This is a genomic window from Mycobacterium sp. SM1 (genome assembly GCF_018361265.1).
In the GTDB taxonomy this organism is placed as follows: Bacteria; Actinomycetota; Actinomycetes; order Mycobacteriales; family Mycobacteriaceae; genus Mycobacterium.
On the sequence record NZ_JAFLNH010000001.1, the window covers coordinates 1,613,786 to 1,639,317 of the forward strand.

Below are 25,532 nucleotides of genomic sequence, written 5' to 3' on the forward strand. Positions count from 1 at the left end.
GTTACACAGCTTGCGCATAGGGTGCGCACAGCTTCGGCCTATTCCCGCGCGGATACTTGATGCCGTGACCCAATCCGGCACGCCAGTCGAGCGTGTGGTGATGCGCCGTGCCGACGGCAACCCGATCAACGTTCTGGTGGTCGATGACGAGGCCGTGCTGGCCGAGATGGTGTCGATGGCGCTGCGCTACGAGGGCTGGAACGTCACCAGCGCCGGTGATGGAGCGACGGCGGTCGCCGCGGCCCGCGCCCAGCGCCCCGACGTCGTGGTCCTCGACGTGATGCTGCCCGACATGAGCGGGCTGGAGGTGCTGCGCAAACTGCGTGAGCAGAATCCCGGGCTGCCGGTGCTGCTGCTGACGGCCAAGGACGCGGTGGAGGACCGCATCGCGGGGCTGAGCGCCGGCGGCGACGACTACGTCACCAAGCCGTTCAGCATCGAAGAAGTCGTGCTGAGACTGCGGGCGCTGCTACGGCGCACCGGGGTGACGACGATAGACAGCGGTGCGCAGCTTGTGGTCGGGGACCTGGTGCTCGACGAGGACAGCCACGAAGTCACCCGCGGCGGTGATCCGATCTCGTTGACCTCCACCGAGTTTGAACTGTTGCGGTTCATGATGCGCAACCCCAAGCGGGTGCTGAGCAAAGCACAGATCCTCGACCGGGTGTGGAGTTACGACTTCGGCGGCCGGTCCAACATTGTGGAGCTGTACATCTCCTACCTGCGCAAGAAGATCGACAACGGCCGCGAACCGATGATCCACACATTGCGCGGCGCCGGTTATGTCCTCAAGCCGGCTCGTTAGGCGGGGCCGGACCTGGTCGCTTCGGCTGCGGCTGCTGGTTGGCCAGGTCGTCGTGCTTGCCGTCGTGTGTATCGGTATCAGCGCGGCGACCGAGTTGGCGTTGTACCACCACCTGTTGGCGCAGCTCGACGGGCAACTGCGCAGCGCCTCCAACCGCTCGGCGCTGATCTACCGCCAACCACCACGCCTTTTGCGGCGACATGACATGCCGCGGCCGGGCCCGGGCCCACGCTTTCTGGATGCTCCGGGTCAGCCGGCCGGCATGGTCGCGGCCGTGATCAGCAATGGTGTGACGGTCGATGCGGGCTACCTGTCCAGCAGCGGTTCTCGGGAGGCGTTGACCGATACCGCCAAAGCCCAGCTGGCGTCGATCGCCGCCGAGCGTGCCCCGATCACCCGCGACCTTAATGGCCTGGGCCGATACCGCCTGGTTGCCGCCGGTACCCGGCGCGGCGGCGGCGACGTCATCGTCACCGGCCTATCGATGGCCAATGTGGATGCCACCATGATCCGGATGCTGATCATCTTCGGGGTGGTCACGGCGGTCGCGCTGGCCGCGGCGACGGCTGCGGACCTGGCGATCGTCCGGCGGGCGCTGGCGCCCTTGCGGCGTGTCGCGCACACCGCCGGCGAAGTCGTCGATCTGCCGCTGGACCGCGGTGAGGTGGCGTTGCCGGTGCGGGTGCCCGAACCCGACGCGAACCCCCGCACCGAGGTGGGCCAGCTCGGCTTGGCGGTGAACCGGATGCTCGATCACATCGCGGCTGCGCTGGGGGCACGGCAGGCCAGCGAGACCCGGGTGCGCCAGTTCGTCGCCGACGCCAGCCACGAGTTGCGCACGCCGCTGGCGGCGATCCGCGGCTACACCGAACTCGCGCAACGGATGCGCCAGAATGACGCGGCCGCCGACGCGGTGGCGCACGCGATGAGCCGCGTGCAGTCCGAGACCGAGCGGATGACCCGCCTGGTCGAAGACCTGCTGCTGTTAGCCCGCCTGGACTCCGGACGGCCGCTGGAACGCGAACCGGTGGACCTGTCGCGGGTGGTGCTCGACGCGGTCAACGACGCGCACGTCGCCGGGCCGGATCACCTGTGGGAGCTCGACCTGCCCGAGCAGCCGGTGGTCGTCGCCGGCGACGCGGCCCGGCTGCACCAGGCGGTGAGCAACCTGCTCGCCAACGCCCGCATCCACACCGGCCCCGGAACCGTCGTGACCACACGGCTGACCATCGGGCCGGCGCACACCGTGCTGCAAGTGATCGACAACGGCCCCGGAATTCCAGCGCGGCTGCAGTCGGAGGTCTTCGAGCGGTTCGCCCGCGGCGACACCTCCCGCTCCCGTCGGGGTGGGAGCACCGGGCTCGGCCTGGCGATCGTCTCGGCGGTGATCAAGGCGCATGACGGCACGATCGCCGTCGAAAGCGTGCCGGGCCGTACCGAATTCACGGTGCGCCTGCCGCTTACGGTAAGCGCGTAGCGGTTGCTCTCTGCGCCGTCACGGCGGCGGATGGCCGGATGGTGTGAAACAACGCCGGCTGGTCGATCCCCGTGGCCGTGCCGTCAAGCGCCGTCGCCGGGTGACTGCGGCTGTAACACCAACACCAGATTGCTCACCAAGAGCTCCCGTAGTAGTGGCACTGATGTCAGCCACCATGCCCACCGGGGGTGGTAGCGGGGAAACGCGGCGACCATTGCGCCGGTGCTGGCCGCCCAGTTCAGGCCGTCTGCGACCGACACCACAAAAAGCGACGACCCGTAGTTATTCTTCGGCGGATGGCCGTGTTTGCGGGAATAGCGCGCTGCCGCACGGGCTCCACCGAGGTAGTGGGACAGGCCCATCTCATGCCCACCGAACGGTCCTAGCCAGACGGTGTAGGACAGCACGGTCAGGCCGCCCGGCCTGGTCACCCGCAGCATCTCGGCACCCAGTTGCCAGGGCCGGGGAACATGCTCGGCGACATTGGATGACAGGCAGATATCCACACTGTGATCCGCAAAGGGCAATGCCATCCCCGACGCTCGGACGAAGCCCGCCGAAGCATCGGTGCTCGCCGTTGCGGCCACGTGCGTCTCGCGTGGATCCGGCTCGACGCCGATATAGCGGATACCGGCGTCGGCGAACGCTGACGCGAAATATCCCGGCCCGCCGCCGACGTCAAGCAGCGTGCAGCCGGCCGCGGATTCGCCGTGGCGGGCACGCCACAGGTCGTCGACCATGGCCGCGGTGTCGGCGGCCAGGGCGCCGTAGAACCGCGACGGATCCGACCGCTCGAAGCGGAACTCGAAGAGCAGCCGCAGCGAACGGTCAAGTGTCGCTCGCCTGGCAAATAGGTCGGTGGCCCTCATCGGACATCCAACCTACCGCCGCCGGGGGGCCGGGCCGCCTCACCAACCGACCGGGGCGAAGGCCTGCCGTGTGACCTCGTACCGGTACGTCGAGCGGTTCCCGTTAGGCTGGGGGCCGATGTTTGCCGCCCACCGCGAGCCTGCGGGCCACCGATCCCGAAGCTCTCGTGGTGTGAGCGCGGTGTTGCTCCTATGCTGGCGCGACACCGGTCACCCGCAAGGCGGCGGCAGCGAAGCCTATCTGCAGCGAATCGGGGCGCAACTGGCTGCGTCCGGGATCGCCGTAACGCTACGCACCGCACGCTATCCAAACGCGCCACGCCAAGACGTGGTCGATGGGGTGCGCATCAGCCGCGCCGGGGGGCGTTATTCGGTGTACGTGTGGGCGTTGCTGGCGATGGCCGCCGCCCGGATCGGGCTGGGGCCGTTGCGGCGGGTGCGACCGGACGTTGTGATCGACACCCAAAACGGCCTGCCGTTTCTGGCTCGATTGCTCTACGGCCGGCGAGTGGTGGTGCTGGTGCATCACTGCCATCGGGAGCAGTGGCCGGTCGCCGGCCGGATAACCGGCCGGATCGGCTGGTTCGTCGAATCGTGGTTGTCACCGCGGCTGCACCGGCGCAACCAGTATGTGACCGTATCCCTGCCCTCGGCTCGCGACCTGGTGGACCTAGGAGTGGACAACGAGCGGATCGCCGTGGTACGCAACGGTCTCGACGAGGCTCCGGCGCAGTCGTTATCCGATCCTCGGGCACCTACGCCGCGTGTTGTCGTCTTGTCACGGCTGGTGCCGCACAAGCAGATCGAACATGCGCTAGACGCAATTGCGGTGCTGCGCCCACGGATACCGGGTCTGCATCTGGACGTCGTCGGCGGCGGATGGTGGCGGCAACGCTTAGTCGACCACGCGAGGCGGCTCGGTATCTCCGATGCGGTGACGTTTCACGGTCATGTCGATGACGTGACCAAACACCAAGTGGTGCAACGATCCTGGGTGCACGTGCTGCCATCGCGCAAGGAGGGTTGGGGACTCGCGGTTGTGGAGGCGGCCCAGCACGCGGTGCCCACGATCGGCTACCGGTCTTCCGGGGGACTATGCGACTCGATCATCGACGGGGTGACCGGGGTATTGGTCGACAATCACGCCGAGCTGGTGAGCCGGCTTCACCAACTGCTCTCAGACCCGGTTCTTCGTGATCAACTGGGCGTCAAAGCGCAGGTCCGCAGCGTGGAGTTTTCGTGGCGACGAAGCGCTGGCGCGATGCGCACCGTGCTGGAGGCCATTCACGCCGGCCGCTGCGTAAGCGGCGTGATTTAAACTCGGCGCCGGTCGCGCCTTGCTAACCACCGATCCGGCACCGCCATGCCGATAGCACCACCCAGGAGCAATGCCAGCCAGGCCAGGTGGGCGATCAGCACGGTGAACCGCCGGCTCGACGGCACCAGCGCGGTGTCACCACCGATGCGATACAGCGCGAGGTCGCCGTCCCGGTAGGCAGCGGGTAGTTGCTGGAATGTCTTTGTGGCCGCGTCTTTCTCACCGACACTGCCTTCTTCGACGACCAGCCACGCGACGCCGGCACGGGTTAGGGCGCCCGGACCGGAACCGCTTAAGAGCAACTCCTGCACCGCTCGGGCTCGGCTGTTCTCACCCAGCACCGTCATGCCGGATATCGTCAGATCACCGGTGATCAGCACGTCGGCGCGCACCCAGCGGGGTAGCGGATCGAGCGCCGGCGCCGAACCGGACCAGGAGAAGCGGCGCATGATCCCGGCGGGCAGCACCGCGACCGGGCCAGGGGCGGTGTTGATCTCCGCCGCGACGGCCGCCCACCCGGCCGGGTAGCGCACCGGCGTAACCTTTCCCCACTCACCGTAGGCCAGGTCGGGAAGCGTGGCTATCAGCGCCGCACAGCAGGCCGCAGTAGCCGCCGCGCCGGGCAGCCAGCGGCGCGCCGTTAGCACCGTCTGCGCGGCGGCCAACGTGTATCCGGGCACCGCGAGCGCCACCCACTTCTGTCCATCGCGCAGCACGCCAAGGCTCGGGACGGCCGCCACCATGGCGCGTAGCACGGCCAGGCCCGGGCCGGTGGCCAGGGCCGTGGGCACCAGCACCGCCAGCGCAGCCACTATCAGCAGCGGTATCGCCGCCGGCCGACGTCGTATTCCAGGCAGCCCTGCGGCCACCACTCCTAGCAATACGATAGCGGCGACGACAGCGAAAAGAGTTGTCCGCGAACCGGGTACGGCTTGAGCATTCCAGATCCCCCCCAAGCTGGCGAGGCTGCCCAGCGTGCCCAGCCCAGGCTCGGCTCGGGCCGCGAACGCGACAACCCCCGGTGCCGCCGCCCAGCTGCGGGTCGGCACCGCGGGGCCCAGGGCCGATGCGATCAGCCAGGGCAGTGCCGCCACTACCGCCGCACCCACGGCGGTGGCAGCGCACTGCCAGCGTGGCCGGCCGGTGCCCGGAGCCGCCACGCAGGCCAGCGCCACAGTCGCGGCGAGCATCAGCCCGGTCGCGGTGAATCCGGCCAGTGCGATCCAGAACGCCAGCCGCAAAAACCGCGGCCATCGGCTTGCCGCCGCCGACCGCAGCGCCAGCATCGTCGTCGCCACCCAGGGCAAGCAGCCATAGGCGAGTAACAAACTCCAGTGGCCTTGCAGCAACCGTTCGGCGACGTAGGGGTTCCAGATCGCGAGCGTGATCGCGACGAATTGGCCGCCCATTCCGGCGTCCGGCACCACCGTCGCGACCAGCCGGGCCGCGCCCCAGCCCGCCAGCCACAGCGCCAGCACCAGCAGTGCCTTCACCACGACACCGCCATCGAGGAGGTGCGAGGCCAGGGCGACCGCGAAGTCTTGGGGTGTCGCCCGCGGCGCCGACAGCAACCCGAGCGCGCCGTCGGAGAGATACGAGCGCGGCGTGGACACCGCATCGCGCAGCAGCAGGTATCCCCGACCCAGCAGGGGACCCACCACCAGCAGCGCCAGGGCCAGCGCGTACCCCGGCGGTGCGGCCGCGTACCTCCACCGGATTGCCCGGCTCCTCCTCAGCCGTCCCGGCTGCATCGTCGCCGGGCTGGGCTGGATTGCCCGGCTCCTCCTCAGCCGTCCCGGCTGCATCGTCGCCGGGCTAGGCTGGATTGCCCGGCTCCTCCTCAGCCGTCCCGGCTGCATCGTCGCCGGGCTAGGTTCGGTGGGGCGGGGCCGAGTGGGGTGGACCCGGCTCCGGGCGCAGGTTGGGACGCAGTTCAGGCAACTTCTCGGTCCGGGCTTCGGCTCCGGGCACCGGCTCGCCGGCCAAAAAGCCGCGATCGGCGTTATCCGGGCCGGATGCGAGCAGTGCCGCCTCGGCGCGCAGACTGAACGAGCCGAGCAGAACGCCACCGATCAGCGCGATCAGACCGGTCGCGGTGAAGGTAATGGGCAGCACCCGAGACCACAACGCTAACCGATCGCGCTCGTCGCGAGCTGCGTTGACCTGTGACTCGATCGTGTCCTCATTCGAGGTGACCCGGTACTCGGCCACCGTCACCTCCGGCTTGAGCGGATCCCGGGCAAAGTAGTGATTGGCGTGGTCCTCTTCTTTGACGATGGTTCCCGACACCGGATCCACCCAAAAGGTTCGCTGCGCCGCGTAGTAGCGGGTCATGGTGATGCTGTCGTCCGGGTTGTCGCTTATGCCCCACATCGCCGCTGACGCGGTGAACTTGCTGTCTTCGTCGTGGGCATAGAGCGACGGGTATTTGACCGGCTCGACCAGCTTGCCGTCGGTGTCATAGCCGACGTTTTGGGTGAAGCGGTAGGTTCTCAACCCGTTGACGTCTTCCTCGCCGTCGTAGTTGGCGTCGTAGGCCTTCTGCGCGATCGGGTCGAAATAAGGGTAGGTCTTTTTTTCGGTGTGAAACGGGAACCGGTAATCCAGCCCCTCGTGCGGCAGCGGGATATTTGTCGGGGGGTTATCGTCACCGATGCTGCGCGGTTTTTGAACCGAGCCACCGGGATGGGTTTCGTCGGAGACCGCCATCGCAGTTTTGCGATTGAGCGTGACGGTATCGACGATCGCCAGCAGCAGCCCGGTGTCCTTCTGCTTATCGGTGCGCCGGACGGTCGTGCCCGCCTGTAGGGTCACGACGTCGGCGTTGGCCGGCAACTCGACGGTGATTTGCCGTTGGGACACCAGCGGAACGTTCTTGTTGACGACGAGGTGGTCACCCGACAGTGACGCCGGATCGAGTGCGGTTCCGTTGCCGTCGCTGACCAATGTGGTGTCGATGTTGAGCGGGATCTTGGTGATCCTGCTGGTGGTATACGTCCACAGCAGCAGCGCGGCAATCAACAGGGCGGCTCCGAGCCCCATGATTCCGCATGCGGCTATCCGCGCCGTGACTGCTCGGTTCACGTTGCCGCGACCTCCTTCTGGCCTAAGACCGCCCGGTTCCTTCGTCGTGACCCACGACGCGGCAGCGAGGCAAAGCCCGTTTGACCCTAACAAGCAAATTTAAGGTCGCGGTCTGGCCGGCACCGCGCCGGCGGCAGTCACGGTATTCCCCGTCGGCCGGGCACCACCTCAGGGCAGACTGTGGTCGTGACGGATGGCCGACAGGTCGGGGGAACGCGCAGCTTCCTGCCCGCGGTGGAAGGCATGCGCGCGTGCGCAGCCATCGGCGTGGTGTTCACCCATGTCGCGTTTCAGACCGGGCATTCCTCGGGGATCCCCGGCCGGCTGTTTGGTCGCTTCGATCTAGCGGTGGCGGTCTTTTTCGCCTTGTCGGGATTCCTGTTATGGCGCGGGCATGCCGCGGCCGAACGAGACCTGGGCCCCAGGCCACGCACCGGCAGCTACCTGCGCTCCCGGGCGGTGCGCATCATGCCGGCCTATGTCGTGGCCGTCATCGTGATCCTCGGCCTGCTGCCGGATGCGGATCACGCCAGCCCGACGGTGTGGCTGGCGAACCTGTCGCTCACCCAGATCTACGTGCCGCTCACGCTGACCGCCGGTCTGACACAGATGTGGAGCCTGTCCGTCGAGGTCAGCTTCTACCTCGTGCTACCTATCCTGGCGTTGCTGGCCCGCCGGATCCCGGCGCGTGCGCGGGTGCCGGCGATCGCCGGCTTGGCGGTGGCCAGCCTGGGTTGGGGCTGGATCCCCTTCGGCTCGACGCCCGGGGTCAACCCGCTGACTTGGCCGCCGGCGTTTTTCTCCTGGTTCGCCACGGGCATGCTGCTGGCCGAATGGGCCTACAGCCCCGTGGGGCCACCGCACCGCTTGGCGCGGCACCGAATACCGATGGCGATCGGGGCGGTGCTGGCCTACCTGGTGGCGGCTTGCCCACTGGCCGGTCCCGCGGGGCTGGTCCCGAGCACCGCGACCCAGTTCACGGTGCGGACGGCGATGGGCGCCGTGGTGGCGTTCATGCTGGTGGCACCGTTGGTGCTGGACCGCGCCGAGACCCCGCACCGGCTTTTGGCCAGCGCCGCCATGGTGACGCTGGGCCGCTGGTCCTATGGTGTATTCATCTGGCACTTGGCCGCTTTGGCAATGGTGTTCCCGGTGATCGGACGGTTCGCATTCAGTGGCGGGATGCCGATCGTTTTGGTGTTGACGCTGATCTTCGCAATCGCGATCGCCGCGGTCAGCTACGCTCTTGTCGAGTCACCGTGCCGGGAAGTTTTGCGCCGCTGGGAATCTCGCAGGCACCAGCCGATGCCTGCGTCGCAAATCCCGGTCCGGCGGGCGCAGGAGGGCGCGATCGCGCGCTGAGCCGGCGGTGCTGACACGCAATAGTCAGTTGTAGATAGTCAGTCGTAGCCGCCCTGGTGCTCGAAGATGCGCCGCGGGTTGTCGACGAGCATGGCGTGGATCTGCTCGTCGGTGACGCCGCGCTCCTGCAGCGCCGGGATCACGTCGTTGTGGATGTGCAGGTAGTGCCAATTGGGGGCGGCGACCGGAAGCAATTCCTCGGGCAGCGCGTCGAAGTAGCAGTTGGCATCGTGAGAGAGCACCATTTTGTCGGCGTGCCCGCGCTCGCACATGCGTGCCACCGTGTTCACCCGGTCCTCAAATGGCAGGATCAGGTCGATGCCAAACCGGTCCATCCCGACGTAGGACCCGTTGTTGATGAGTTCTTCCAGATAGTCGATGTCGGTGGTGTCCCCGGAGTGGCCGATGATCACCCGGGAGAGGTCGACGCCTTCCTCGGCGAAGATGCGTTGTTGGTCGAGTCCGCGGCGGGTGGGCGCGTGGGTGTGCGTCGAGATGGGCACCCCGGTACGTTTATGCGCCTGCGCGACGGCGCGCAGCACCCGTTCGACACCAGGGGTGACGCCGGGCTCATCGGTGGCGCACTTGAGGATCGCGGCCTTGATTCCGGTATCGGCGATCCCCTGCTCGATATCGCGGACGAACATGTCGGTCATGATCTCCGGGCCGTCCAATGGCGCACCGGGCCCGAGGTAGTGGAAACGAAACGGAACGTCGTTGTAGGTGTAGATCCCTGTAGCGACAACGATATTCAGCTCGGTGGCCGCGGCGATACGGGCGATACGCGGGATGTAGCGGCCCAGCCCGATCACGGTGAGGTCGACGATGGTGTCCACGCCGCGTGCCTTGAGCTCGTTGAGCCGCTCGATGGCGTCGGCCTCGCGCTTGGCCTCATCGCCGAACTCTTCCGGGTAGTTCTGCGCGATCTCGGTGGTCATGATGAACACGTGCTCGTGCATGAGCGTGACGCCGAGATCGGCGGTATCGATCGGTCCTCGTGCGGTGTTTACCGGTGACACGCAGCCGATGCTAAGGCCACGGCGCGGCGCCAGCGGTGGAATCGCCAAGCCGGCTGAACCATGCCGTCGTGTCCGGCAAGCCAATCGGCTCAGAAGCCCCAGGGGCCTCACAAACCCACGGATGTGCCAGGGACGTTCCAGTCCCAGGGGTGTGTCAGGGATATGCCAGGATGTGCCGTTCTGCCCGCCTCCGAGCGAGTTTTTTCGTCGTATTCGCTGGGAGGCGGGCACAACGTCCCATGGAGCGGCGGGGAGGCGGGCACAACGTCCCACGGTGTCGCGGGGAGGCGGGCACAACGTCCCATGGAGCGGCGGGTAGCGGCTTGAGTGGGACCCTTGAGCAGTGAGCTGGCTCACACTAGTATGACCACTGGTCATCGGCGCTAGGAGGACCAGATGCCGACCGTGACCTGGGCACGTGTCGATCCGATTCGCCGCGCGGCCGTGCTGGAAGCCGCAGAGGCCGAGTTCGCGGCGCACGGGTTTTCCCGGGGCAGCCTCAACGCCATCGCCCGGCGCGCGGGGGTCGCCAAGGGAAGCCTGTTTCAGTACTTCGCGGACAAGCGAGACCTCTACGCGTTCGTCGCCGACGTCGCCAGCCAGCGGGTCCGGTCCTACATGGAGGAGCGCATCCGGGAACTGGACCCGAGCAGACCATTTTTCGAATTCCTCACCGACCTGCTTGACACCTGGGTTGGCTATTTCGCCGACCACCCACGGGAACGCTCGCTTCATGCCGCGGCGAGCCTGGAGATCGACACCGATGCCCGCATCAGTGTGCGCACCGTCATTCACCGCCACTATCTGGAAGTTCTCCGGCCACTCGTGCGTGACGCGCACACCCGCGGCGATCTGCGGGCCGAGTGCGACACCGACGCGTTGTTGTCGCTGTTGCTGCTGATCTTTCCGCATCTGGCACTGGCGCCGTATGTGCGCGGTATCGATCCGATCCTCGGGCTCGATGAGCCCACACCGGAGCAGCCGGCGCTCGCCGTGCGCAGGCTGGTTGCCGTATTGGCCGCCGCCTTCGCCACGCTGCCGCAAGCCCACCGCAATGATCTGAAGGAGGTCACATGACACGAACTCGGTACGGTTCGCTGGCGGCCGGGGGACTCAACTGGGATAGCCTGCCGCTCAAGCTGTTCGCCGGCGGCAACGCGAAGTTCTGGAGCCCCGCGGACATCGACTTTTCCCGCGACCGGGCGGACTGGGAGGCGCTTTCCGACCGTGAACGCGACTACGCCACTCGGCTGTGCGCCGAGTTCATCGCCGGCGAGGAAGCCGTCACGAAAGACATCCAGCCGTTCATGGCCGCCATGCGCGCCGAAGGCCGGCTGGGCGATGAGATGTATCTGACGCAGTTCGCTTGCGAGGAGGCCAAACATGTGCAGGTTTTCCGCTTGTGGCTCGACGCCGTGGGCATCCGCGACGACCTGCACAGCTACCTCGACGACCTTCCCGCCTACCGGCAGATATTCAACGACGAACTCCCGGGCTCGCTGGGCGCTTTGTACACGGATCCGTCACCGTCGGCCCAGGTCCGCGCGTCCGTGACATATAACCATGTCGTCGAGGGCATGCTGGCGTTGACCGGCTACTACGCCTGGCACAAGATCTGCGTGGAACGCGCCATCCTGCCCGGCATGCAGGAGTTGATCGCGCGCATCGGGGACGACGAGCGACGCCACATGGCGTGGGGCACCTTCACCTGCCGGCGCCACGTCGCCGCCGACGACGCCAATTGGGGGGTGTTCGAAACACGGATGAACGAGCTCATCCCGCTGGCTCTGCGCCTCATCGAAGAGGGCTTTGCGCTCTACGGCGACGACGTGCCTTTCGGCCTATCGGTCGAGGAGTTCATGCGGTATTCCAGTGACAAGGGGATGCGGCGATTCGGCACGATCAGCAGCGCCCGGGGGCGTCCGCTCGAGGAGATCGACGTCGACTCCTCACCGCTGCAGCTCGAAGACACGTTCGCCGACGAGGACGAGAAAACCCTGGCAGCCTCGGCATAACCCAGTGCGAGCAGACGCAAAATCCCGTTATTACGCCCCGAAAGGCTTTTGCGTCCGCGCGTTTGGGTTTGCTTGCGGCGAAACCTATCCGATCCAGACCGTTTTGACGTTGCAGAACGCGCGGATCCCGTGGGCGGAGAGCTCGCGTCCGTAGCCAGAGCGCTTGACTCCCCCGAATGGCAGCTCCGGATAGGACACCGTCATGCCGTTGATGAACACCTGCCCGGCCTCGATCTCATCGATGAAGCGCTGTTGTTCGGCCTCGTCGCGTGTCCATACGTTAGATCCGAGCCCAAATGGGGTCGCGTTGGCGAGTTCGATGGCCTCCTCGATGTCGGCCGCCCGATAGACCGAAGCGACGGGGCCGAAGACCTCCTCGGTGAAAATCGGCATGTCCCTGGTGACGTCGGTGATCACCGTCGGCGGGTAAAACCACCCGGGCCGGTCGAGTCGCTTACCGCCGCAGCGGATCACCGCGCCCGCGCCAACGGCTTGATCGACGAGTTTCTCCACGTCGGCGAGGCCCTGCTCGGTGGCCAGCGGGCCCACGTCGGTATTCGGGTCGGTAGGGTCGCCGACCCGCAGCGCGGCCATGCCTGCCACGAACTTGTCCACGAACTCGTCATAGATGTCGGTGTGGGCGATGAAGCGTTTTGCGGCGATGCAGGATTGGCCATTGTTTTGCACCCGCGCGGTGACTGCGGCGCTGACCGCCGCCTCCAGGTGCGCCGACGGCATCACAATGAACGGGTCGCTGCCGCCAAGCTCCAACACGGTGGGCTTGACCTCGTCACCGGCGACGGCGGCCACCGACCGACCGGCCGGTTCGCTGCCGGTGAGCGTCGCCGCGGCCACTCGGGGATCGCGCAGGATGTCCGCCACCGCAGTTGACGGGACGAGCAGTGCTTGGAAGCAGCCCGGCGGGAAGCCGCCGCGGGCGATGACGTCGGCGAGGTACAGCGCACACTGCGGAACGTTCGACGCGTGCTTGAGCAGGCCGACATTTCCGGCCATCAGTGCCGGGGCGGCGAAGCGGACGGCCTGCCACAGCGGAAAGTTCCACGGCATGACGCCCAGCACCACTCCCAGGGGTTGGTAGCGAGCGAACGCGCGGGACGCGCCGACCGCAGCGGCGTCGGCCGGCTCGTCGGCCAGCAGCACTTCGGCGTTGTCAGCGTAGTAACGAAAGCCTTTGGCGCACTTGAGCACCTCGGCTTTGGCCGATACCAGCGTCTTACCCATTTCCAGGCTAATCATCGCAGCGGTCCGCTCCGCTTCGGCCTCAAGCAGATTGGCCGTCGAACGTGCCCACAGGGCGCGTTGCGAGTAACTGGTGTGGCGGTACTCGGCGAAACAGGCATAGGCCCGAGCTATTGCGGCGTCAACCTCATCCGAGGTGGCCGCAGTGTACGTCTTGACCGTCTCCCCGGTGACCGGGTTGATCGTGGCAATAGGCATGCTGACATCCTTAGGTAGATAGACCCGCAAATGGTATTCGTTCTTTAGCCTGCCACTATTGTGGCGTCCGGAGGTCGCCGATGAGCACAGCCGCCCAGCTGATGGTCAAGTGCCTGGAAAACGAGGGTGTTTCCGTCGTCTTCGGACTGCCCGGCGAGGAGAACATTCACTTCATCCAGGCGCTGGCCGCCTCGAACATCCGCTATGTGCTCACCCGCCACGAGCAGGCCGCGGCGTTCATGGCGGAGATGTATGGCCGGGTCACCGGCCGCGCGGGGGTGGTTTCCGCCACCTTGGGCCCGGGAGCGATCAACATGCAGCTCGGCGTTGCCGACGCGACCACCAACAGCACGCCGATGGTCGCCCTGTCCGCCCAGGTCGGCCAGGATCGGCAGTACAAAGAGTCGCATCAGTACGTCGACCTGGTGTCGATGTTCGCCCCGATCACCCGCTGGGCCGACGGCGTACCGACCGCGCGCGCCATCCCGGAGATGTTCCGCAAGGCGTTCAAGCTCGCCGAGACCGAACGCCCGGCCGCGGTCTATCTTGCCATCCCTGAGAACCTGGATGCAGATGCCGCCGACTACAACCTGACACCGTTGCCGCGCAACGTGGTGCGCGGCGAGGCCCCCGCGGCTGCCCAGGTGACCCGCGCGGTCGCCATCTTGCGCGCGGCCCGGCGACCGGTGGTGCTGGCCGGGCATGGCGCTGCCCGCGGCGACGCGACAGCGGCCTTGATCCGCTTCTCCGACGAACTAGGGATCCCGGTCGCCAACACCTTCCATGGCAAGGGCGTGATGCCCGACGACCACCCCAACAGCATCGGAACCATCGGGTTCATGACGCGTGACTACGTCAACTTCGGCTTCGATGTCGCCGATGTCGTCATCGCCGTCGGCTACGAGCTGCAGGAGTTCGACCCTATCCGGATCAACCCGCACGCCGACAAGCAGATCATCCATATCCACCGTTTCCCCGCCGAAGTCGATATGCACTATCCCGTTGCCGTGGGGATCATCGGTGACATCACCGCCTCCCTGAATGCCCTCACGGAGGCGCTCACCGCCGCTCCGGCAGGCCGCCGATTCGACAACGCGTCCATCGCACCCGGGTGTGGCCTGCTCGCTGAGGAATTTGCTCGGGGGCAACAAGATTCGCGATTTCCGCTGGCACCGGCGCGGGTGGTGGCCGATACCCGCGCGGCTTTGGGCCGCAGCGACGTGGTGCTGGTGGATACCGGCGCCTCCAAGATGTGGATGGCCCGGCTGTATCCGACGTATGAGCGTAACACTTGCCTGGTATCAAACGGATTGTCCGCCATGGGGTTCGCCTTGCCTGGAGCGCTCGGCGTCAAGCTAGCGCGGCCGGAAGCCAAAGTGCTGGCGGTGGTGGGCGACGGCGCGTTCATGATGAATTCCCAAGAGATCGAGACCGCGGTCCGGGAACGCATACCGCTGGTGGTCTTGATTTGGGAGGACGGCGGTTACGGGCTCATCGAATGGAAGATGGACCTCGAACTCGGTGAGCACTATTACGTTTCCTTCCGCAACCCCGATGTGGTGAGCTACGCACAAAGCTTCGGCGCCAAGGGATATCGGATCAGTAGCGCGGAGGAATTGTTGCCGACATTGACGGCCGCGCTGAACGACGACGGCGTGTCGGTGATCTCCTGCCCGGTCGACTACTCAGAAAACCTCCGCCTGACCGAGCGGCTCGGCCAACTCGACGAAGCGCTCTAGGTAGCCCGGCGGGCGGGCTGGATCGTCCACCGCTAACGTTAACGATCAATTCATACTCCGTTAGGCTAGCCTTGCCTAACAAACGGATACTGTGCGGAAATCCCACGTGAACGGAGCCCGGATGTACGACATCGGCGAAGTGACTGCTGACGAACTCATGGCCGTCGCGGCTCTCCCGCGACGACGCTGGCTTTTACGGGCGGGCTTCCTCGCCGCGTGGGGGCCCGGTCTGGTAGTCATGCTCGCCGACACCGATGCGGGCTCGCTGATCACAGCCGCGCAGTCCGGGGCGCAGTGGGGGTACCGGATGATTCTCCCGCAGGTCATTTTGATACCCATTCTCTACGTCGTGCAGGAGATGACGGTTCGCCTGGGTATCGTCAGCGGTCACGGCCACGGCGCACTGATCAGGCAGCGGTTTGGCACGAGGTGGGCGGCGCTGTCGGCGGGCACCCTGTTTCTGTCCGCGATCGGTGCGTTGTTGACCGAGTTCGCGGGGGTTGCCGGTGTCGGCGAGCTGTTCGGTGTCTCCAAGTGGCTCACCGTGCCGGTGGCGACCATCTTTCTGCTCGCCCTGGCGTTTACCGGCAGCTATCACCGGGTCGAGCGAGTCGGTATCGTTTTCGGCCTTGCCGAACTGGCCTTCCTCGCCTCGATGATCATGAGCCATCCCGCGCCGCACGCTATCGCCCGGGGGTTGGCTAGCCTTCCCCTCGGCAACGCTTCCTACCTCATGCTGCTGGCCGCCAACGTGGGCGCGGTGATCATGCCGTGGATGGTCTTTTATCAGCAGGGCGCGGTCATCCAGAAGGGGCTGTCCACGGCAACGATTCGGCATGCCCGCCAGGACACCGCCGTGGGCGCGGTGCTCACCCAGATCGTCATGATCGCAGTGGTCGCGGCGGTGGCCGCGACGGTGGGCCGCCATCGGCCGGGTACGCCGCTGGACACCGTGGGGCAAATCGCCGATGCCCTCACGCCGTACCTTGGCCATGTCGGCGGGCAGGTCCTTTTCGGCCTCGGCATGCTCGGCGCCGCACTGGTCGCGGCGATCGTTTCATCGCTGGCCGGGGCCTGGGGCCTGTGCGAGGTCTTCGGCTGGAAGCACACGCTGAACGAGCGACCCTCTCGCCGGACCGCCAGGTTCTACCTGTCCTATGCGCTCGTACACATCCTGGGAGCGGTGCTGGTGCTGAGCAGTTTCAACCTCGTCGGGCTCGCGGTGGGCGTGGAGGTGATGAATGCGTTGCTGCTGCCGATCGTGCTGGGCTTTCTTCTCGTCTTGGAGGCGAAGGCCCTGCCGAAGCGGTGGCAGATGCGCGGGGCGCGCAAATATATCAGCTGGGCGTTGTGCCTGCTGGTGATCGCGTTCGGGCTCTACATGGTTCCCTCGACCCTCGGCATGGTGCAGTAGCGGCCGGCGTCCGCGCCGTCGGGCGTGAAAAGCGGCGGGTCCAGCGCGGTCACGGTCAGCGGTGATCCGGCCCCGGGTGGCCGCCGCGTCAACCGGCAACTCAGCGCCGCGCCGTTCGGGGTGCGCAGGTCGGCTTCCCAGCCGGCGCCGGCGGGCCGGGACGCTTCGACCACGCCGGTGATGACCAGACCGGCGTCCGGCCATGCCCCGGCGACCATCCGGTCAGGGTGAATCCCGGCAACCGTCCCGGCTGGGCCGCGTCGTTCCGTGGAATGCCGGGAGTCCGTGGTCACCGGAACGAAACCAAGGTATCCGACCAGTTCAGCGACCCGGCGGCACGCGGGCCGATGCACCACCTCCTCTGGTGTCCCCGTCTGCAGCAGCCTGCCGCGGTCGACCACCGCAAGCCGGCTGGCGAATGCCTGCGCGTCGGCGAGCTCGTGGCTGACCAAAATCGCGGGCAGGCCGCGCTCGGTCGCCACCTCGCTCACCAGCCGGGTGAGCGTCCGGCGCAGCCCGGCGTCCAGGCCGGTGTAGGGCTCGTCGAGTAGCAGTGCGTCGCAGCGGGCCACCAGCAACCGGCCAAGCGCCACCCGATGTGCCTGCCCGCCGGACAACCGGGCGGGCATCTCGTCCAGCAACCCGCATATCCCCAGGGCGGTCGCCACGCGCTGAATTTCATGCTGAACTCCATGGCCGCGACCATTCGCGCCGGAGCCGGCCGCGCTGCGCTCTCGCACGCTGTAACACAGGTTGTCCAGCACCGGAAGATGAGGGAACAAACAGGGGTTTTGGCGCAGCAGCCCGATCCCACGCCGCCACGGCGGCACCAGCAGTGATCGGCCCCGCGGGCCGGGCAGCAGGGTCAGCACCCGCTCACCGAGCACCACACGGCCCCGCCGCGGCGCGAGCAGCCCGGCGATGACCTCCAGGATCGTGGTCTTACCCGCCCCGGACGGGCCGAAAACGGCCAGCCGTTCACCGGGCGCCACCGCCAGCGCAACGGCCACGGTGAATTCGCGGCGGTCAACCTCGACGTCGGCCTCGAGCACGGGCGCTCCACAGGTAGGCGGTCAGCGGCAACGGCAGCGCCACCAGCAGCAAGACGAGGGCGAACGGCAGGGCGGAGGCCAGCCCGGTTTCTTGCAGCGTGGTCCAGATCTGCAGGGGTAGCCCGTAGGGATGGTAGGCGACGATCACCACCGCGCCAAATGCGCCCATCGCCCGCGCCCACGCCACCGCCAGCGCCATTGCCAGCCCAGGCGCGGCCAACGGCAGCATGACCCGCCGGACCGCGCGCAGCGGCGGGTCGCCCAGCAGCGCCGCCTGCTGCACCAGCTGAGGGTCCACGTCGGCGAAGGCGGCCTGCGCGCCGAGCACATAATACGGTGCCGACTCGTACACCTGGGCGATGACCAGGGCTAAAAACGTGTTAGTCGCCGACGCGTGCATGAAGCTGAGCATCCGGCCGATGGGCGTGACCGGTCCGACCAGGAACACCAGCAGCAGCCCGATCACCAGCGGTGGGAGCAGCAGGCTGGCCAGCAGCCCGGCCTCCCACAGCCTGGGGGCCGGCAGGCTGCCACGGGCCAGCGCCCACCCCAGGGGCGTGCCGCAGACCACCAGAACCACGAGGGTGAGCAGCCCGGACTCCACCGAGGTGACCAGGGGATCCAGCGCGCCGGGCGCCGTCAGGGCGCTGCGCAGCACACCGAGCGAGGAGTGGGTGACGAGCTCGACCACGGGCCCGAGCAGCAGCAACCAGATGAGCCCGGCGGCGGCCACCGAGACCGCCCCCGAGACAGACCGAAGCCGATGCGACAATTCCCCACCCATCGCGGGCGCTCTAGCCGCCCAGCTCATGGCGGACGACGGCGGGAATCGCCCCGACATCGCCGAACGCGGTCGGGGTGAGTAGCGTGTACCCACCCGCTCGGTGCAGCGCGAGCCCGTCTTTAGACAGCACGTAGGCGACGAATGCGGCCGCCGCCCGGTCGGGCTCGCCGATCGTGGTGATGTCCACCACCAGCGGCTTGCCGTGCTCGACGGTGCTGTTGGCCAGCGGGAAGCTGGCGGTGGCGTAATGCGCGGCCTGCGCCGGGTCGCCCAGGTTGATGTCACCCGGCAGCGGGATGTAGTTCAGATGCAGCTGAATCGCCTGCGACAGAAAGGCGCTGGCCGCATCGAGCTGCCCGGCCTGTAGTCGCGGCTCCAGCGCGGTCTCCTCGAAGATTTCCGTTGATTTCGACGACGACGGCGGTCCGCCGAGGATCTTCGTCACGATGTCACCCGGCAGGTGGTAGCGCTGCTGTGCGAGCATCAGCATCTCGATGAACGCCGCGCCTTGCGGGTCCACATTCGGGTCGGTGCGGCCCAGCTTGAACCCGGGCGTGGCCAACAGCTGAAACAGCCCACCTAGCGGCTTCTTTCCCGCTGCGTAGTCCCGGAACTCGCTGGCGTACCGGCTCGCCGGGTTATAGGCGAGCACCAGCGGACTGGCCGCGAACTGGACATACCACGTGGTGAACTTCGGCTCGAGCGCTTCGATCGGCCCGGCGCCGATGGACTCGAACACGCCCGGCGTGATCTCACCGGATTTGATCTCCTGCGAGAGCGCGCTCGAGCCGGCGCCGCGCCCACGGTACGAATAGCCGGTGGCTTTGCTGAAAGCCGGACCCACGGTCTTCTCGTTCAGGTTCTCCAGCGAACCCGCGTAGGCAACGCTGGCCGTTCCCTCATGCTTGGGTACGCCGCCGCCGGTGCCCGGAGAGGACTGTCCGCATCCCGCGATTCCCACTGCGGCCAGCGCAGCCGCCAGTGCGGTCGCTGCTTTCTGCGCGGTACGGCTCTGCACGCCGCGGTATCTCCCCAAACTCACCACCGACCGATCCTAGCGTCGGCACCGTGATATCCGGGTTCGTGTCCGCTCAGCCGAGGGCCAGTATGAGCACGAGCCAAGCCGGATCGGCCACCATCTGCGTGTTGCCGCAGACCTGTCAGTCGGCGTGCGGCGCGTCCACCCTCTCCAACGTGACCGGCGGCACATATCTGCCTTCTAAAGTGCGATGCCACCACGCCCGATCGCGTCGCAGCTCCCGCCACGTGGTGAATCGGTACCGGTACAGCTGGGCGCGCACGTATCGTGGTGGGGAATCAGGGAACGGATTGTGCCGCAACAGACGTAGCGTCGGTGGATCGTTTTGCAACAGCCGCACCAGGAACGGGGTCAGCCACTGATGTGCGTAGAGCGGCGAGATGGCGGCGAACCACATCAGCCAGTCCAGGCGCAGATGATACGGGGCCCACTGCGGCGGCAGCCGGTGCAGCGAACCGGGCTTGCCCTTAAATTCGTATTCCTTCCACACCGTCTGTTCGGTGATCTCTTCCTCGTCGGTGCCCTCGATTACCACCTCTCGGCGCACACGCCCGACGCTACCGAAGGCCCCATAGGTGTTGACTAGGTGAAACGGGTTGAACGACATATTCATACGTTGCTGGCTAGACATCAGGTTACGCACCGGCCAGTAACTCAGGATCACCACCAACACGGTGAAGGCGATCACCAACGCGGCGAACCACGTCGGCGGCCCCGGCAGCACCGGTGGCTTCGGCATCGGAAACACCGCTGCTGCCGACGAGTTGTCGATCACGCCGCACGCCAAGATGATGGTCAGCCAATTCAGCCAGGCGAAGTTGCCGGATGCCACCAGCCATAGCTGGGTGATGATGACCACGGCCGCCGCCGCGCTGGCCACCGGCTGCGGAGCAAACAGCCCGAAGGGGACGATGAGCTGGGCGAAATGGTTGCCGAGGACCTCAACCCGGTGCAGCGGCTTGGGCAGGTGATGAAAGAGCCAACTCAGCGGTCCGGGCATTGGTTGCGTCTCATGGTGGTAGTACAGGCACGTCAGGTTGCGCCAACACGAGTCGCCGCGCAGCTTTATCAGCCCGGCGCCGAACTCGAGCCGGAACAATAAAAACCGTGCCAGCCACATCGTCAGCACCGGCGGCGCCGTGCGGTCGTTACCGAGGAAGATCGCCAGGAATCCGGTCTCCAGCAGCAACGACTCCCAGCCGAACGAATACCAGGTCTGTCCCACATTGACGATCGACAAATACAGCACCCACAACAACAGCCACATCAACATCGCAGTCCACAGTGGCACCAGGTCGGCCGCACCGGTGACGATTGCCGCGCTGAGCGCCGCACCGAGCCAGGAGACGGTGGCAAAGAGCCTGTCGGAGTAGCGGAGGTGGAAGATGCTCGGCGTCGCCCAGAAGGACCGCCGCTCCAAATACCGGGGGACCGGTAACATCCCGTTTTCCCCGATGAGCGCGCGGAACTGTCTCGCTGCCGCCACGAACGCGATCAGGTAAATGGCCGCGACCCCGCGCTCCAGTACCAGCCTGCCCAGCCAATAGTCAGGCGCCGAAAACCATCCCATGCCCGCAACCCCTCAGCGGATGGACGTTCGTACTCGATCCTCCCGCGGAACCGGCCCAGCCGGCTAGCAAAACGTCGATGCCGAGGGAGAAATCAAGGCTGGCGCGGCTCCTTCTCGGGCCGATGCTCGGCCCGCATCGTCGCCGACTCGGCAAGCGCGGCAAGCGAAATGAGCGCCAGCAGTTGCACCGCCGCGGAATGCCCGGCGTAGCCGTCGACCGAGCGCCAGGGGTGCCGGGACAGCGCCGCCCCGGCCAGAATCAGCCCGGCGGCGCTCAGCCCGACCGCGGTCGCGTCCCGCAACCGCGGTCGGCGGCGCAGCCCGTACAGCAGCGCCAGTGCCGCACCGAAAACGGCGCTGCCGGCCGCTCCCGCGATCACCGCTCCGGCCGCCAACACCGCAACCACCACCCAGCGTCCGGGCGCCCAGGGAGTGGCGGGCTCGCCACCGCGCGCTCGTCGCGGCCGCCACCACGCCAGCAGGGCGAGCAGGGGCAGCAAGGCCAGCCCGCCCGCCAGGCCCGCGCGGTACAGCGAATTGGAGGCGAAGGTCAACGTGATCGTGCCGGACGTCCCCGCAGGCAGCACCCAGCCCTGCTGCCAGCCATTGACGGCGACCGGCGTCAGCCGAATCCCGTCGCTGGTACGCGCCACCCAGCCGGGGTTGATGCTTTCTGGCACCACCAGCACGCGAGAGGTAGCCGCCGCGGGGGCACGCACCTCACGGCGGGCGGAGCCCCATGCCACTACATTTGCGGGAACGATTGTGGTGCTGGGTAACTCGGCGGTTATCGCGCTGAACAGCTGAACGCCGTCGACCATAAACGCCTCGCCCGGGCTGATCAGCAGTTCCTGCTGACCCGCGGGCAGGGTGATCGGCCGGCGATCACACAGTTGGGCCGCAACGGGCCGGCCGTCCAGCAGCGCGCCCACCGTGGTTGTGATCGAAGTATGCACGAATCGGCCGGCGACGGCGACGACGGGCCCGTGAGCGCAGTCGACGGCGATCCGGCGTAACCGGTTACGGGCGGCGTCGGCGGGCGCCACCGGCGCCCCGCCGACGCCGAGCACCGCGACCTCGGCCAGCCCCGGCGGTTTCAGCTGGTCGAAACCCAGGGCGGTGCGGTCGATCACGTCGTCCCAGTCGAGCAGGCTGACCGTGACGGTGTCGGTGACCCGGGGTTTCAGCGGCAGGGTTTGTGGCTCACGGCCTGCGCCGGAGCCGAATCTCAGGTGGCGAACCTGCGGGCCGTCTCCGAGGTTGACGGCCACAAGCGTCGGACGCGCGGGCGCTGCTGTCTCTGAAGCCGCCACTCCCGCTGGATTCGCTTGCCCGGATTGCCCGGATTGCCCGGCTTGCCCGGCTTGTCCGGATTGGCCGGCTTGTCCGGATTGGCCGTGACCCGCCCGATGGCCGGCGGTATCGCCGGGCGGGACCGTCCCGCCCGGCTTCCCCGTCGCGGGCTCACTGGGGGTGAGTCGCAACCCGGTGACCTCGGTGGGCCGGGGAAGGGTGAGGGTGAGCGTGGGCGGCGTCTTGTGTTGCACGACGCGCTGCGGCGCGGTCCATGCGGTCGCCGGATCGCCGTCGCTCGCGGCGTATGCGGAGCCCAAGACGTCGACCACATCGGAGTCACCACGCGCGCGCGTGGCACCCGGCTGGGCGATCAGGTCGGCCAGCTTCGGGCCCTGGCGCGCCCGAACCCACACCTGGGGGGTCACCGCGATCGGTTGCGGCACGCTCAGCGTGCGGCTGAAGCTCGCCGGTTCTTCGGCCGTGAGCGCCATCGACGGGGCGCAGCGCACGACGTCGGGTCCCTGGGCGCAGCCGGGTCTGCCCAGCAGCTCCGCCCCCAGATCCCACCCCGCGACGGCGGCGTTCGGCGGGGGACCGGGAACCAGCACGGTGTGGCGAAGCTCGACGGGGTGGGCAAAACCCGACGCGTCGTACTGGGTGATGGCCAGGTCGGTGATACCGAACTGCACCCCTGCGGACCCGTCGTCGGTGCCGACCGCGGTGATCCGCACCCAGGGGGTTTCGCCGTAGGGCAGGGCCGCGGTGAGTGGCTTACCGGCTTCGTCGAACCGCAGGGTGGTGGTTCCGTTGACCGTGGAGATCTCGACACGGCGGACCTGGGCGCCGACGGTGGTTGCGCTGGGTGTCAGTGTGATGACGGCGTTTGCCACCGGGCGATCGAAATCCACTTGCAGCCATTGGCCGACCGCGGACTGCAGCGCGTTGGATACCCAGGCGGTCGCCGGGTCGCCGTCGACTGCGGCCGCCGGTGAGGTTGCGGGAGCGACGTCGGGCAGGGAGGTGGAGTCCGAAGACGAGCTGGAGGCACTGAGCCGCCCGCCGGTCCAGCCGCCGAAGACCGTCTCGGCCCCGGGGACGGGGTAGTCGGGCACCCGGTTGTAGGTGTGTCTTGGGTCGCCGGCAGCGCGGATCGCCGACGAGTGGTGGTCTACCCGGCCATAGTCGGTCTCCCGGGATAGCGGGGTGTCGGTCACGGTCACCACCGGCGTGGGCAGACCGGCACGCCGGGCATCGGCGGTCAACAACACCGGACCCAGCGCGGGCTCGCCCAGCAGGCGGCGGCGTTCGTCGAGACGGAGCAGCACTTCGGGCCCGCCATCGATGCGGGCCAGGCGGTCGATGTCGGCGAAATACGGGGCCGCGGGGGCATCGGCGTCGTCGACGCGGTAGATCACTCGGTATATCTCCAAGGCCGGATATCGCGGCCGCAGCCCGCTGTCGCTGACGAAGCCCGGCACGGCGCCGGGTCCTACCGGGGCGCCGAACTGCGCCACCTTTTGCAGTCGTGGCGATCCGGTGATGGCGCGGTGCACCAAGATTGGCCGGGCCGATCGCGACGTCTCAGGGTCCAAGTCGTTACGCACCACCACATACGAAATGCCCTGGCGCGCCAGGGTGTCGGCCAGGCCAGCCGACGGCTGGCCGGCGGCGAGCAGACGTTGCACGGAATCCAGGGCCCGGATGGCCTGCGGCGGGGTCAGCGGGATGGAGTCGCGCACCCCCCACGGCCCGCCGGCGAGGACCTGCAGTGGCTCGTCATGGGTGGTGCCCCACCCCTGGATGGCAAACGGCGCGCCGGGAACCACGAGCACCCGCCCGGGGATCGGGCTGCCGGTGTTGTGCTGGGCGAGCCAGTCCGCGGCGTCGCGCCAATACTGTGGTATCGCCTCGAACGTTCCCGGGGGCGCGAGCCGGCCGGTCCACGCCAGCGACGTGCTGACCGCCAGGGCCGTCAACACGACGATGCCGGCCGCGACCCGCTTGTCGTCTTCGGGGTGGGCGAACGCGTGACTCCACTCCCGGGTCGGTGCGCTGCCGGGCAGCGGTATCCGTCCCAGCAGCTGAGCCAGCCCAAGCACCACCGGAAGCCGGATCACCGGCTCCAGCTTGTGCGCATTGCGCACCGGTGCGCCCCCGGCGTCCAAGAACCCCTGGACCTGATGCGCCAGCGGGGAGCCCAGGCCACCGGCATACCCGGCGGTCAGCATAACCACCCCGAAGAGCAGCATCGTTATCAGCCGTCCACGGGCCGGCATATCGGGCGTCGCCAGCCCGGCAAGCCCGGCGGCGGCCACCAGGCAGGTGCCCAGGATCGCCACGGAGCCGGTGACCAGTGGCGCACCGGCGGTGGCCGTGGGCGCCACAAACGGTGTCCAGCCCGCGGTGCCACGCAGCACCTCGGTCAGCGACGTCCATTGGGTTGTGACACCGGAAGATTCGATGAAGTCCAAAAACGGCGGGCTGACATGGCGCATCAGGCCCAGTGCCAGCAGCCACCACAGCATTGCCAGCGTCAGGGCGAGCAGCCACCACGCGGTGTATCGCCACCACAAGCGGTTCGGCCGGTGGCAGGCCCACCAGAGCACCGCGGGCAGGCAAGCCGCGAGGGTGGCGACCGCGTTGACCGCCCCCATCATCGCCACCGCCAGGCCGGCTTGCGCGGCCAGCACTCGCGCGGACCTGCCCGGCTCGGCACGCAACGCCAGGATGGTGGGCAGCAGCGCCCAGGGCGCCAGCATCATCGGCAAGGTCTCCGATGAGATCGACCCAAGGGTGCTCAGCACCCGCGGTGAGAGCGCGAACGCCGCGGCGGCGATCACCCGCGATGTCGGGCTGCCGGTGCCCAGCGCTTCAGCGACCCGCAGCAGCCCCCAAAACCCGACGGTCAGCAGCAGCGCCCACCACAGTCGCTGGGTGAGCCACCCCGGTATCCCCAGCAGGTGGCCCGCCACGAAGAAGGCGCCGTGCGGAAACAGATAGCCGTAGGCCTGGTTTTGCGTTTGCCCGAACGGCAGGTCGCTGGTCCACAGGTTGGTCGCGCGGGCCAGGAAGCGCAGCGGGTTGACGGTGAGATCAAGTTTGGTGTCAGGTGAAATCCGCCCAGGGGACTGCCCGCAGCACAGCGCCGACGCGATCGCCCCAGCAAGCCACAACCAGCGCCGCGGCAACGGCACCACCGCAGGCCGCGCCGCTGGGGAGGGTGGGGCGTTC

Annotated in this window: 18 protein-coding genes; 8 read left to right on the forward strand and 10 right to left on the reverse strand. The window is 67.6% G+C overall.

Annotated elements, in window-relative coordinates; translation table 11 throughout:
• Window positions 1–100 precede the first annotated feature (100 nt).
• On the forward strand, window positions 101–805 hold the full coding sequence (locus MSM1_RS07395) for a response regulator transcription factor (protein WP_213441550.1): 705 nt from the start codon (window positions 101–103) through the stop codon (window positions 803–805).
• On the forward strand, window positions 783–2,282 hold the full coding sequence (locus MSM1_RS07400) for a cell wall metabolism sensor histidine kinase WalK (RefSeq protein WP_213440868.1): 1,500 nt from the start codon (window positions 783–785) through the stop codon (window positions 2,280–2,282). Before MSM1_RS07395 ends, MSM1_RS07400 begins: the two co-directional genes overlap by 23 nt.
• A gap of 83 nt (window positions 2,283–2,365) precedes the next feature.
• Here MSM1_RS07400 and MSM1_RS07405 read toward each other — a convergent pair whose 3' ends face one another.
• Window positions 2,366–3,151 (reverse strand): class I SAM-dependent methyltransferase, encoded by a 786-nt coding sequence (locus MSM1_RS07405; protein WP_213440869.1) that lies wholly within the window; start codon window positions 3,149–3,151, stop codon window positions 2,366–2,368.
• Between the two features lie 118 nt (window positions 3,152–3,269).
• Between MSM1_RS07405 and MSM1_RS07410 the strand changes: the two genes are divergently transcribed.
• Window positions 3,270–4,469 carry a glycosyltransferase family 4 protein gene (locus tag MSM1_RS07410; RefSeq protein ID WP_213441552.1) on the forward strand — a complete coding sequence of 400 codons (1,200 nt, stop codon included), beginning with the start codon at window positions 3,270–3,272 and terminating at the stop codon, window positions 4,467–4,469.
• Here the strand turns inward: MSM1_RS07410 and MSM1_RS07415 are convergent.
• Both MSM1_RS07415 and MSM1_RS07420 read right to left on the reverse strand, forming a co-directional pair.
• A complete protein-coding gene (locus MSM1_RS07415) occupies window positions 4,466–6,187 on the reverse strand; it encodes a hypothetical protein (RefSeq protein WP_374101696.1) in 1,722 nt (573 codons plus the stop codon). The two genes, MSM1_RS07410 and MSM1_RS07415, sit on opposite strands and share 4 nt — an antisense overlap.
• A 151-nt stretch (window positions 6,188–6,338) precedes the next feature.
• Window positions 6,339–7,553 carry a DUF3068 domain-containing protein gene (locus tag MSM1_RS07420; protein ID WP_213440870.1) on the reverse strand — a complete coding sequence of 405 codons (1,215 nt, stop codon included), beginning with the start codon at window positions 7,551–7,553 and terminating at the stop codon, window positions 6,339–6,341.
• Window positions 7,554–7,733: 180 nt separating this feature from the next.
• On the opposite strand from MSM1_RS07420, the gene MSM1_RS07425 reads away from it, so the two are divergent.
• Complete coding sequence (locus MSM1_RS07425) at window positions 7,734–8,915, forward strand: acyltransferase (protein WP_213440871.1); 1,182 nt, start codon at window positions 7,734–7,736, stop codon at window positions 8,913–8,915.
• Window positions 8,916–8,953: 38 nt separating this feature from the next.
• On the opposite strand, the gene MSM1_RS07430 is transcribed toward MSM1_RS07425, so the two are convergent.
• On the reverse strand, window positions 8,954–9,934 hold the full coding sequence (locus MSM1_RS07430) for a phosphotriesterase-related protein (RefSeq protein WP_213440872.1): 981 nt from the start codon (window positions 9,932–9,934) through the stop codon (window positions 8,954–8,956).
• Window positions 9,935–10,330: 396 nt separating this feature from the next.
• Between MSM1_RS07430 and MSM1_RS07435 the strand changes: the two genes are divergently transcribed.
• Together MSM1_RS07435 and MSM1_RS07440 are read left to right on the forward strand one after the other, a co-directional pair.
• Complete coding sequence (locus MSM1_RS07435; protein WP_213440873.1) at window positions 10,331–11,011, forward strand: TetR/AcrR family transcriptional regulator; 681 nt, start codon at window positions 10,331–10,333, stop codon at window positions 11,009–11,011.
• Complete coding sequence (locus tag MSM1_RS07440) at window positions 11,008–11,949, forward strand: R2-like ligand-binding oxidase (protein WP_213440874.1); 942 nt, start codon at window positions 11,008–11,010, stop codon at window positions 11,947–11,949. Before MSM1_RS07435 ends, MSM1_RS07440 begins: the two co-directional genes overlap by 4 nt.
• An 84-nt stretch (window positions 11,950–12,033) precedes the next feature.
• On the opposite strand, the gene MSM1_RS07445 is transcribed toward MSM1_RS07440, so the two are convergent.
• Window positions 12,034–13,407 (reverse strand): NADP-dependent succinic semialdehyde dehydrogenase, encoded by a 1,374-nt coding sequence (locus MSM1_RS07445; protein WP_213440875.1) that lies wholly within the window; start codon window positions 13,405–13,407, stop codon window positions 12,034–12,036.
• 80 nt (window positions 13,408–13,487) lie between these two features.
• Between MSM1_RS07445 and MSM1_RS07450 the strand changes: the two genes are divergently transcribed.
• Both MSM1_RS07450 and MSM1_RS07455 read left to right on the forward strand, forming a co-directional pair.
• A complete protein-coding gene (locus tag MSM1_RS07450; protein ID WP_213440876.1) occupies window positions 13,488–15,146 on the forward strand; it encodes an acetolactate synthase large subunit in 1,659 nt (552 codons plus the stop codon).
• Between the two features lie 157 nt (window positions 15,147–15,303).
• Complete coding sequence (locus MSM1_RS07455) at window positions 15,304–16,560, forward strand: divalent metal cation transporter (RefSeq protein ID WP_307857342.1); 1,257 nt, start codon at window positions 15,304–15,306, stop codon at window positions 16,558–16,560.
• On the opposite strand, the gene MSM1_RS07460 is transcribed toward MSM1_RS07455, so the two are convergent.
• The 5 genes from MSM1_RS07460 to MSM1_RS07485 form a co-directional block, all read right to left on the reverse strand.
• Complete coding sequence (locus MSM1_RS07460; RefSeq protein ID WP_213440878.1) at window positions 16,524–17,612, reverse strand: ABC transporter ATP-binding protein; 1,089 nt, start codon at window positions 17,610–17,612, stop codon at window positions 16,524–16,526. The two genes, MSM1_RS07455 and MSM1_RS07460, sit on opposite strands and share 37 nt — an antisense overlap.
• On the reverse strand, window positions 17,587–18,396 hold the full coding sequence (locus tag MSM1_RS07465) for an ABC transporter permease subunit (protein WP_213440879.1): 810 nt from the start codon (window positions 18,394–18,396) through the stop codon (window positions 17,587–17,589). The genes MSM1_RS07460 and MSM1_RS07465 overlap by 26 nt, the downstream gene beginning before the upstream one ends.
• A 10-nt stretch (window positions 18,397–18,406) precedes the next feature.
• Window positions 18,407–19,438, reverse strand: coding sequence for an extracellular solute-binding protein (locus tag MSM1_RS07470; RefSeq protein ID WP_213440880.1), 1,032 nt, complete (start codon window positions 19,436–19,438; stop codon window positions 18,407–18,409).
• 118 nt (window positions 19,439–19,556) lie between these two features.
• Window positions 19,557–21,005: a lipase maturation factor family protein gene (locus MSM1_RS07475; protein ID WP_213440881.1), complete on the reverse strand. Its 1,449-nt coding sequence runs from the start codon at window positions 21,003–21,005 to the stop codon at window positions 19,557–19,559.
• 92 nt (window positions 21,006–21,097) lie between these two features.
• Complete coding sequence (locus MSM1_RS07485) at window positions 21,098–25,498, reverse strand: alpha-(1->3)-arabinofuranosyltransferase (protein ID WP_307857343.1); 4,401 nt, start codon at window positions 25,496–25,498, stop codon at window positions 21,098–21,100.
• Between the last annotated feature and the right edge of the window lie 34 nt (window positions 25,499–25,532).